9 protein-coding genes and 1 riboswitch are annotated in these 11252 nt (G+C 40.3%); of the genes, 4 read left to right on the forward strand and 5 right to left on the reverse strand.

Translation table 11 applies throughout. The features are described 5' to 3' along the window. Positions 1–17: 17 nt before the first annotated feature. The 3 genes from ribE to murB all read right to left on the reverse strand — a co-directional run bounded on the left by ribE (position 18) and on the right by murB (position 3010). Complete coding sequence (gene ribE / locus DES38_RS08905; RefSeq protein WP_110251755.1) at positions 18–665, reverse strand: riboflavin synthase; 648 nt, start codon at positions 663–665, stop codon at positions 18–20. Next, positions 666–1754, reverse strand: coding sequence for a bifunctional diaminohydroxyphosphoribosylaminopyrimidine deaminase/5-amino-6-(5-phosphoribosylamino)uracil reductase RibD (gene ribD, locus DES38_RS08910; protein ID WP_110251756.1), 1089 nt, complete (start codon positions 1752–1754; stop codon positions 666–668). Positions 1755–1852: 98 nt separating this feature from the next. Next, positions 1853–2003: riboswitch (FMN riboswitch) on the reverse strand. A 92-nt stretch (positions 2004–2095) separates the two neighbouring features. Further along, the gene (gene murB, locus DES38_RS08915; RefSeq protein WP_110251757.1) at positions 2096–3010 is read right to left on the reverse strand and encodes a UDP-N-acetylmuramate dehydrogenase; all 915 of its coding nucleotides are present in this window, start codon (positions 3008–3010) and stop codon (positions 2096–2098) included. A 223-nt stretch (positions 3011–3233) separates the two neighbouring features. Between murB and DES38_RS12065 the strand changes: the two genes are divergently transcribed. Both DES38_RS12065 and DES38_RS08925 read left to right on the forward strand, forming a co-directional pair. Then, complete coding sequence (locus DES38_RS12065; RefSeq protein ID WP_110251758.1) at positions 3234–4901, forward strand: methyl-accepting chemotaxis protein; 1668 nt, start codon at positions 3234–3236, stop codon at positions 4899–4901. A gap of 313 nt (positions 4902–5214) precedes the next feature. Continuing rightward, a complete protein-coding gene (locus DES38_RS08925) occupies positions 5215–6549 on the forward strand; it encodes a methyl-accepting chemotaxis protein (protein ID WP_110251759.1) in 1335 nt (444 codons plus the stop codon). Positions 6550–6653: 104 nt separating this feature from the next. On the opposite strand, the gene helD is transcribed toward DES38_RS08925, so the two are convergent. Continuing rightward, positions 6654–8918 carry an RNA polymerase recycling motor HelD gene (helD, locus tag DES38_RS08930; protein ID WP_170114376.1) on the reverse strand — a complete coding sequence of 755 codons (2265 nt, stop codon included), beginning with the start codon at positions 8916–8918 and terminating at the stop codon, positions 6654–6656. A 190-nt stretch (positions 8919–9108) separates the two neighbouring features. On the opposite strand from helD, the gene DES38_RS08935 reads away from it, so the two are divergent. Further along, positions 9109–9735, forward strand: coding sequence for a class I SAM-dependent methyltransferase (locus tag DES38_RS08935; protein ID WP_110251761.1), 627 nt, complete (start codon positions 9109–9111; stop codon positions 9733–9735). Positions 9736–9969: 234 nt separating this feature from the next. After that, a complete protein-coding gene (locus DES38_RS11955; protein WP_146206370.1) occupies positions 9970–10221 on the forward strand; it encodes a hypothetical protein in 252 nt (83 codons plus the stop codon). Between the two features lie 69 nt (positions 10222–10290). Here DES38_RS11955 and argF read toward each other — a convergent pair whose 3' ends face one another. Continuing rightward, on the reverse strand, positions 10291–11250 hold the full coding sequence (gene argF / locus DES38_RS08940; protein ID WP_110251762.1) for an ornithine carbamoyltransferase: 960 nt from the start codon (positions 11248–11250) through the stop codon (positions 10291–10293). Between the last annotated feature and the right edge of the window lie 2 nt (positions 11251–11252).

The following is an 11252-nucleotide window of genomic DNA, read 5'->3' on the forward strand; positions in this document are numbered from 1 at the left end:
ATTGTCCCTCCTTCTAACTAGAAGCCGAACTCGGCTAATTTTTCTTTGGTTAATGTATTGGGGTGTTCGGGTATAGCTTTCGTAGTTAATAAACGTTCCATATACTTCATTAAGACATCAAATTCAAGATTGACAGTGTCTCCCGCAACTTTAGGACCGAGGACTGTTCGTGCTTGTGTTTCAGGAATCAAAGAAATCACAAACCCATCATCAAACACTTCAAAAATGGTTAACGACGTGCCATCAACTGTGACTGATCCTTTCTCAACGAGGTATTTCGCATCAGCTGGGGTCGTTTTAATACGAATATATTTCGCATTATCATCCTTCCACGTCTGCGCAATTGTCGCAACCGCATCAACATGACCTGAAACGAAGTGACCACCAAAGCGTCCCATCGCAGACATCGCCCGCTCCAAGTTAACTTCTGCCTGTGTCGATAAATCTTTTAAATTTGTTCCTTTAAAGGTCTCTGGCATCACATCAACAGAAAATGACTGTGTATCAAAAGCCGTCACTGTTAAACATACACCATTCACACTAATTGAGTCGCCAATTGAAACATCACTCAATACGGTGCTTGCATTTACACTAAGCACTAAGCTCTTGCCTTGTTGCTTCACCTGTTTTAACGTCCCTTTTTCTTCGACAATGCCTGTAAACATTTAGATCACCTCTCGTTTTGGTTTTGCGACTATTTTTAAATCGTCGCCTAATTGTTCGATTGTTTCAAAGGTAAGATCGACCGCATCATTCATCCAAGTTGGCGATGATCCGCCTACAACACTGACGGCATCTTTACCGGTTAATAATTTCGGTGCAATGTACATGTGAACTTGATCAATATGCTTTCCTTCAATAAAACTCGCATGTACCGTGCTGCCTCCTTCAACATAGACCGATTGAATATTAAGTGCACTCAATTGATCAAGCAAAAAAGGAATCTCAACAGTTGGCGTCGGCGCTTGAATAACGCCTATATCTGGATGTTTCAGAGTGAACGCTTCAACCGGTGCATTTTGACCGCAAACAACATAAGTTTTTACAGCCGTATCAAAAACATGTAGATCATCTGGTAAATCGAGATCGGTCGCTAAAACAATTCGAATAGGGTTTCTACCGTTCTCTGGATAACGCACAGTTAATTGGGGGTTATCATGAATCACCGTACCGCGACCTACAATAATCGCATCATGACGTGCACGTTCGTTATGGACATCCCTTCGCGCAAGCTCAGAGGTGATCCATTTGCTGTCACCGGTTTTGGTGGCTATTTTTCCGTCCAAGGTCATCGCCGCTTTCAAGGTGACATATGGACGTTTATGTTTCATAAAGTGAAAAAATGTATGATTTAATTGTTTAGCCTCAGCTTCTAACAGACCTACTTCTACTTGAATCCCGGCATTTCTAAGTCGTGTAATGCCTTCGCCTGACACTTTCGGATTCGGATCAACTGAAGCGACAATGACGCGTTTTACCGCTGAGGCGATTAACAAATCCGCACACGGTGGTGTTTTCCCTGTATACGAGCACGGTTCTAGGGTCACATACACATCTGCCTGCTTTGCTTTCGCACCAGCTTGCGTCAGCGCTAGTACTTCTGCATGGCCTTCTCCAGGTACGAGATGACTACCTAATCCGACAATAATGCCTTCTTTGACAACGACACACCCAACACTCGGGTTCGGACTCGTTTGGCCAACTGTTTTCCTAGCTAACTCAATGGCTAATGCCATATAATCTCGATCATTCATCTCTATTCTCCTCCCAAGCAAGAAAACCCCCAAAACAGTTACGTCTTGGGGGTTAATAATTACGTTCAGGAAATAGACATACCTATTGCGTATGCCATCTCTTCTTTTTCTCATCCAGACTTTAACTGTCGGTTTTGGTCTTTCACCAAATCCACCTTCTCAACGCACGTTGATCCGGGTCACGGACTTAAGGTATAGCGACTACCTCTTACCGTCGGTCGGGAATTACACCCTGCCCCAAAAGAATTCCTATTCAATTGCTCACATTTTAACATACTCAAAAACCAAATGCACGGAAAAAGTTTTACACATCAAAAAATCGTAAAAACATTAGAAATGCTCTATGCTTCACCAATGATGCGTACTTCACGTTCAAGTTCAACACCAAATTTTTCTTTCACTTCACGTTGCACCATTTTAATTACGTTAATATAGTCCGCTGCAGTTGCATCAGCTTTATTCACAATAAAGCCTGCATGCTTTGTCGATACCTCAGCACCACCGATGCCTTTGCCTTGCAAACCACTTTCCTGGATTAACTGCCCCGCAAAGTGACCGGGCGGCCGTTTAAACACACTGCCACAAGATGGGTATTCAAGTGGCTGCTTCGATTCACGACGTAACGTTAAGTCATCCATCTTAGCTTTGATTTCGTTTGAGTTAGCTGCTTCTAGTTGAAAACGAGCAGCCAGTACAATGTAACCTTCGTCTTTAATATTACTTGTTCGGTAACCGAGCGCTAAATCTTCAGACGAAATGGTTTTAACCTTAGCATCTGCTGTCACAACAACAGCATCTAGCAAACAATCCTTAACTTCACCACCGTAGGCGCCCGCATTCATAAATAGCGCCCCACCGACTGTTCCAGGAATACCGCAAGCAAACTCTAAGCCACTAAGCGATTGATCATGCGCATAAATAGACGCATCAATAATTCTTGCACCAGCTTCTGCTGTGACCAGCATGCCCGTATGATTGATTTTATCTAAATGTTTTAAACTCATGACGACACCGCGAATCCCACCGTCTCTGACAATCACGTTTGAGCCGTTGCCAAGTAAGGTGAACGGAAGCGATTCTTTGCTACAGTAAGAAATAACTGCTTTTACCTCTTCAATCGTACGTGGAAACACAAATACATCTGCATCTCCACCGAGTTTTGTGTAGGTATGATGTGCGATCGGTTCATTCATTAAAATATCTGTTTCATTTAACCAAGCCACTAACGCTTGTTTTATTTGTTGTTGCTTTATCATGTCATTTCATCCTCTTATTAAGTGAGTTCTCTTTCCTCATTTTATTATAACAGTCGCCTTCTGTTGCGCCAAGCTAAAAACTTGCCAAGAAGGGTGCATACTCACGTCAACAAAGATTACCCTTTATCAACTTTTTACCATTCGTTCACAAAAATTTACATGACTTTAACAGCTACTTTACATTGATTCGTTAAACTGAGTCAGAAGAACGAGGAGGGATTTCATGAAAAAAAACCAAAAATTATCCATGGGCAAACAATTAATTTTAGTTATGATTTGTATTTTAAGCCTAACAACCTTAGTCGTAGGTGGCGTTAGCTATTCACAAAGTAAAAATCAAATCATTACCTCAACTAAACATCGTTTGGTGAGAGAGACTGATTTAATAAAAGAAATTGCCGCCAACTTAAATTTTGTCTATGTAAGCGACTTTGATTATTTCAAGTCCCAGCTTGAACGCACGATCACGCTTCAACAACAAGAACTTGAAAATGACGGCTTAAACACTTATTACTATCAGCTTGATGACAGTGGAATGGAACCCTTTCAAGTCAGCGCGGATCAAGCATTTTCTTTAACTGAAGATGAACAAGCCGCATTAAGAGACAAAGAAAATGGTGTTTATTCGCTAAAGCTAAACGGTATCAATTATTTAGTTGCTTTACGCGATTTACCAGAGATCGAGAAGCGGTATGCCATGTTTCTTCCCGAGGATAGCTACCTTCAACCCATTGAACAGATGAAAGCCATTACGCTCGTCGTAGGGCTAGTTAGTCTATTTCTCGCAATGGTAATCACTGTTATTTTCATAAGGCAGATAACAGGTCCGATTAAACAGTTAGAACAAGCAATGGCACATGTTCAGAGCGGAAAATTCGAACGCTTAACGCTTGAAAAATCAGCACCGAAAGAAATCGTTTCTCTCACAAACAGTTTCAATATCATGACAGAAGCACTCGGTGCCATTGTTCATTCGCTTCGCGCAACAATTCTTGATTTATCTGATACAGGTCAACACTTAAACGATGAGTCAAACGCAATGATTGAGCGTTCCCACGATTTACATCAGGCAATTCAAAACGTAGAGCAAGGCGCCCACGACACTAATCAACAGATCGATTTTTCTAAGCAGTTGAGCCATACCATTGATAAAAACCTTGATACGATAGGGGCACACATTCATGAAACCCGCCAACACACTGCTGCGATGAATAGTGCCTCCGAAACAGGAAATCAGGAACTTCAGTTATTAATTAACGACTTGGAATACTTTAAGGCTGACCTTGAGTCAACACAACAGCAATTACATAATGTCTTAAAACAAGTTGAAATGACTTATCATTTCACCACCGATATCGAGACCATTTCAGAACAAACAAAATTACTTGCGCTTAATGCTTCTATCGAAGCCGCTCGAGCAGGTGAGGAGGGGCGTGGTTTTATGGTCGTCGCCCAAGAAGTCAGCAAGTTAGCGGAAGCAACAAAAATAACAACGCAGAAAATGTTCCAGACGATGACTGAAACGAAAACAATTACAACAACCGCCGTTGAAACTGGTGATGCACTGCTAAGTACACATCTATCTCATATTAAAACCATGCACGCGACAACAGCTGCCTTTCAATCTCTACTCAACACCATTGAACAGTCGACAACATCGATTGAAACCATTGAAGTCGACATCAAACAATTAGCAGATGCCTTTCAACAGTCTACACAGACATTTGATGCACTTGAAACCATTGCAAAAGCGACCCATCAGCATGCAAAAACAATCGAATCCCTAGGGGAGGCACATAAGTCAGAAACAGCTCTCATTTATGAAGAGGGGCAGCGCGTGCTTCAGCACGCTTATGCCTTAAAAGAAATGACCGCAACCTTTAATAGTTAAACAAAAACCAGCTGCCTTCATTTTAAGAGAAGGTGGCTGGTTCAGGCTACATTTCTTTTCAATTGGATGTGTTATTAATTGATTCATGTCCTCATTCACCTCGCTATCCTCACAATCAAGAGAACGTCTTCCTCGAAATTTCGTTAGAAATTAAATAACAGGTACATTAATCTAGGTCATTATGTTTAAACCGGGCTTATTTCGGGGAATTTTATACAGAGAGGGTGAAAGCGGTTAAATTTAGCGAGTGAGCATCTTTCTCCTACTTTTAAGTCATCACCTTTAAAAAACGACAAACGTTGAGGTGGTTAAATTGAGTCAACAAAGAAAAGAAGTATCGGCAACTGAAGATTTTAACACGTCCACATCCGTAAGCTTTATCAACAGCATCACGACAAAAATTGTTTTAGTCGTTACCCTAACTTTCTTATTCAGCGCACCGATCGCTCAAATATTGAGCAACTTAATCAATGACGTTGAATTTATTGCTGGAAACATTGGTGCCTATGTGAACACATTGATGAACATCATTGTCATCAATGCGATCATTATTTTCTTCATGCACCGCATGATTATTCGCCCGTTAAAAAGTCATATGAAACAGTTACATGAAATCAGTCAAGGGAACGTTAGTCAAGAAATTCCTATCAAAGGTAAAAATGAATTTTCAAAACTTGCTGAAATAACCAATGTGACCATTCAAAATTTAAATCGTCTCATTAATAACATTCACAAAAGTATCCTTAAAACCAACGAGACAGCCGAAAGTCTTTCTGCGCATTTACACGCGGTAGAAGACAGTTCCGGGGAAATTGTCACCACTGTTGATTCGATCGCCGAGGGGGCACTTAGTCAAGCTGAAAAAGTTGAAACAGGATCAGAGAAAGTTGCAGAGCTGGGTGAAATGATTGAACTAAATCAAAGCTACATGACTGAATTAAATACATCGTCCCAGAATGTCAACAAACTTGTTAATGATGGATTAACAGAGATGGAGCACCTATCGAAAGTAAATAAAGTCACTAGTGACGCGATTAAAGACTTTAACGCCGTCATTGAAGAAACAAATAAAAGCACAGAAAAAATCGTTGAAGCAAGTAATATGATTACCTCCATTGCCGATCAAACCAATTTGTTAGCTTTAAATGCAGCGATTGAAGCTGCACGCGCTGGTGAAGCCGGCAAGGGTTTTGCTGTTGTAGCCGAAGAAATCAGGAAGCTTGCTGATCAATCAACTCAATCTACTGCTGAGATCAATGATATCGTTAACCTCTTAAGAACCAATACCGAAACAGTTGTTGAAACAATGGAAAAAGTCTCAAACGTTTCGAGTGAACAAACAGAAAATGTTGAGAACAGTCGCAACATGTTTAAAGAGATTGCCCGTTCCATTGGTGATTCTGAACGAGCTGTTGAAAAACTTAATGCATCTGGGACACAGATGCATACTAAGAAAGATGATATTATTGCTACCTTACAAAACTTATCAGCCATTGCCGAAACGAATGCTTCTTCTACAGAAGAAGTGATTGCTTCGATTGAAGAACAAAACAATTCAATCAAACAAATGACCGAAGTAGGGCAAGAAATCGTTGTCGCTGCAGATGATTTATCGTCAACGGTCAAAGTTTTCATTATTAAAGAATAATCTGATAACTTTTTAATCACCCCAGATACGTAGCAAAATTACTGATGTCCCGTGACTTATCTGGGGTTAACTTCTCCTCACTGTTATGACTCAATCCATCCTGTCTACCGCTGTATTGCATCAAGTAAAAACATTGAACGCTCCGGGGCAACGAAATCAAGTTTGTGCATCGCCCGCGTAATCGCTACATATAGTAATTTCAAATCTTGATCAGTCGCTTCGTATTGTTCATCAAATTGAACTAAGATCGCCGCATCAAACTCTAATCCCTTTGCTGAGTGAACCGGCACAATCACAATATCCGCTTCAATCTTATCTGTTTCTCCGAGTAATTGACTCTCCATTGCTAGCCCATTAAGAATCGTTTTAATGTTTTTTGTCCCAGCTGTTGTTTTAGAAATTAAAGCAATCCGTGCATGGCCTTTATTAAGATAACCTTCAATAAGTTCCTTCAACACCAATTGATAGTCCTTCGTTTCATTCGCTTGATAAAATGCTGGTGCATCCCCATGTCTTACTACCGGTTCAGCTACTGGATAGACCTTATCGCCAAGACTAACAATAGCACTGGCTAAATTCATAATTTCAATGGTTGTTCGGTAACTTTTCTTCAGGTATAAATCTTGTGCACTTGGCAACGCTTGATTCATTAACTGATCCCAGTCACTAATGCCGCGGTAGCTATAAATCCCTTGGGTGACGTCCCCTAAAACATTAAATAGTTTCGTACCCGTCGCTCGAATTAATGCCCGGATCTGAAAAACACTATAATCTTGACCTTCATCAATCACTACATATTTCATTTTAAGATCCGGATCAATCCCATCAATCTTTGCTTTTAGGACAAGAAGTGCTGGCAAGTCATCTAATGAATACGTCTTTTTCTTTCGCATGCTTTCTGCTTCTTCAAACAACCAATCCAATTGTTGTGGGGTTAGCGGTGTTTCTAAATAAGAAATAAAGCGTACTCTATCACTAAATAGCGCGTCATAATGTTGAACTACACTTCGTTTTTCTGCTTCCTTCATGAATTTGGTCACTTCTGAAACGGTTAGCTTCTTTACACGTTCGCGTAAAAATGCTTTGTTATCAAGTAAATCTGAGACCGTTTCTTTTCTGAGCAACGGGTCCTTAACACGATGGGCAATCTTATCATATTGTGCTTCAAACTGTTCTTCAATATGTTTAAGTACCTCGTCTTTTTTGGTCCGGAATGACTTCTTTAATAATTGAACAATTTTTTCTTTTCGTTTTTCAAACGGTAAGTAGCGATATTCTTTAATAAACAATTGTTTCAAACGCTTCTCACTCATAATTTTAAATTGCTCAAGCTTGAATGGCCGATCTGGCAAATAATGATTGCGTACCTCCGTTAAGTAATTCAAGACTACTTTCTCAAAAGCTACCGAACCTTTAAAACCAGCAATAAATGCTTGTTTCTCTTTATCAACTTTTGTCCCATTAATCATCGTTTCTAATTCTTTTACCGCGGGATAAATCTTCAATGATTTTCCCAACACCTGTTCAGCATAAACGGCAAAGGTGGCTTGGGTGATTCGGTCCACCCCAAGCTCTGGTAAGCTTTCACTTATATAATCAATAAACATTCGGTTGGGCGCTAAAATCATCATTTGTTCCGGTTTAATTTGATCTTGATAATGATAAATAAAATAAGACAAACGGTGCAAAGCAATTGTTGTTTTCCCACTTCCCGCTACCCCTTGTACAATCATTGGCTTCGTCAAATCAGCCCGAATAACCTCGTTTTGTTCCGCTTGAATCGTCGCAACAATTTCGTTTAGACGTTTATCAGATGTTTCCTGCAAAGACTTTTGTAACAATTCATCACGGGTGGTCATATCAATGTCTCTAATGTCAGCCAATTCGCCTGACTCAATCATGTATTGACGTTTTTTAGTGAGCTTTCCGTGATAAGTCGTTTCACCACTTTGATAAGAGACATCACCTAGCCGGCCATCATAATACAAGTTACTGACCGGAGATCGCCAATCAACAATGATCGGCTCTTGGGTATCTTTTCGGTAAAGGGATACTTTCCCAATATAATAGGTTGCCGGTGTATGGGTATGATCTTTAAGGAAATCTACCCGACCGAAGTAAGGTTTGTCTTTAACTTTGATTAAGCTAGCTAAATCATTTTTGAGCATATCAAGTAAGCGAGCATTCGTTAAAATATTAATATAACTTAGACTGCTATCGAGATAATCGAGATTTATAAATGCTTCTTTCATGCTATCTTCGTAGTTTTCTTGTTCTTTCTCAGAAATTTCAAGGATAGATTTTATGTAGTCCTTGGTATACATTAAATAGTCATGTTCTATTTGGAAATCTGGGTGGTTACATACCATAAGTTTCTCAAACCTTTCCGTTTCTCGTATCCACTGACGCTTCATATCTTATCACAGCTCGGTCTCTTCTTGTAGTAAAACAAGCACAGGCGGACACACGTTCGAAAAACACAGCAACTTTTCTTTTCATCACACGCAAAATACGTTATACTTTCAGGAGATTAAAACTTTAAAAAAGCGGTGAAATGTCATGTTAGAAGATACAGGTGAACGCGTCATTCCTGAAAATATGTCAATTACAAATGAATTGTTAATTGAGCACATTGCACGTTATCATTTTGCACTCCCCTTTATTACAGAAGGTCGCGTCCTTGATATGGCTTCAGGTTCAGGATTTGGTACGCATATTATTGCAAAGAAAAAGAAAAAAGTGATTGAAGAAGTAATCGGACTAGATATTGACCCCGACGCCTTAGCTTACGCTAAAAAAACGTATTATCACCCGAAATCATCGTTTCATTGCGCTGATTTAACGGGTGATACCCTCGTTGATCGCTTTGGTTCATTTAACACCATTGTGAGCTTTGAAACATACGAACATATCGCAAATGAATCCGCCTTTTTAACCAATGCCTACAACTTGTTAAAACCTGGTGGGCACCTTATTTTGTCTACCCCCTTCGGCGCTGGTCGCGGAGAACCTTGTGGTTCCCCGTTTCACGTTCATCAAATTACGCCGGATGAATTCAAAGCTTTATTTCGTGATTTCAACTATCAACAGATCGATTACTTCCTGCAACGCGGTGCACTGATTCAGCGTGATGACGATCAGGTTTTAGATCATTATCCGCTGGGAATTCTCGTCTTGAAAAAGTAACACATTACCTCCCCACATTTGTACTTTGCTTTATCCGTTAGGATGCTGAAAGAATTTGAGAGGGTATGGTCGATACATACCCTCTTTTTATATCATGCTAGGGTTTGAGCTTTTGTTTAGTGCACGCGCAGTATTTGGTATTGTCTTTCTTTCATTCAATTAAAGCGACACGAAGTGCATCGAAAATGGTTAATCTTACTCGTTTTGTTCTCAATAATTTTTCTGGCATTTTGCATGCGTTATCCCGGTGCAAAGGTCCGTAACTTACCTGCTGTCTATCCTCACAGACTAGAGGACATCCGCGGAGAAGTTACATTTGTCGAACCATCAGGGCATGAATTCAAACTTAACATTCCGTACTTTGAAGGTAATCCTTGGACGTTTACACCTGTACCTGGAAACCATTACACCCTTTACTATGTGCCTCATAGTCGCCTTGTCATGCATGCAGAAGCAGACCAAAGAAGCCCTAACATTAATCCTTAAGCAAAACTTTCATAAGGAAATGTTAGGGCTTTTGCGCTTTGTCTATAATTATTTCATACTATTTTCCACTTAAAAAACAAAGCTATCTTCATTACTCATCAATGCAACCATTAACGCCTTCTGAGCGTGGAGACGATTTTCAGCTTCTTGAAAAATCACTGAATGATTGCCGTCGATAATCTCACTCGTCACTTCTTCCCCGCGGTGCGCTGGCAGACAGTGTAAGAATAAATAGTCTTCGGCCGCTCCAGTCATTAACGCCTCGTTCACTTGGTAACTAGAAAACTTCAGCAACCGCTCTTTCTGTTCGCTTTCTTGCCCCATACTCGCCCATACGTCGGTATACACCACATCTGCACCACTAACCGCTTCGTTAGGATCGGTTGTAATTGTAATCGTAACACCGTTTGCTTCGGCAATCTTTTCTGCTTGTTCTACAATTGCTGGCTTTGGTAAGTAACCAGCTGGTGCTGCAGTTTTAAAGTGCATGCCCATCTTAACTGCTCCCACCATTAAGGAATGCGCCATGTTGTTGCCATCACCAATATAAGTAAGTGTCAGTCCGCTTAGTTTTCCTTTGACTTCTTCAATCGTCAATAAGTCAGCTAACACTTGGCATGGATGATAATCATCGGTCAATCCATTAATAACTGGGATACTCGCATACTCAGCAAGTTCTTCGACCTCTTTTTGATGGAATGTACGAATCATTATTCCATCTAAATAACCGGATAACACCTGAGCGGTATCGCTAATCGGCTCCCCACGGCCTAACTGCAAATCTTTACTGCTAAGGAATAGGCCGGTCCCACCAAGTTGATAGATTCCTGCTTCAAATGATACCCGCGTCCGTGTTGACGCTTTTTCAAAGATCATCCCGAGTACTTTTCCTTTTAAGGGTTGATAAATTTCTTTTTGTTGATGCTTCTGTTTGATTTGTTTCGCTAAATCTAATAAATACCGAATCTCTGCAGTAGTATAATCAAATAAAGTTAAACAATCTTTTCCTGCTAACGTGTTGGCTGGCATAT

The organism is Streptohalobacillus salinus (genome assembly GCF_003201605.1).
Lineage (GTDB): Bacteria > Bacillota > Bacilli > Bacillales > Amphibacillaceae > Streptohalobacillus > Streptohalobacillus salinus.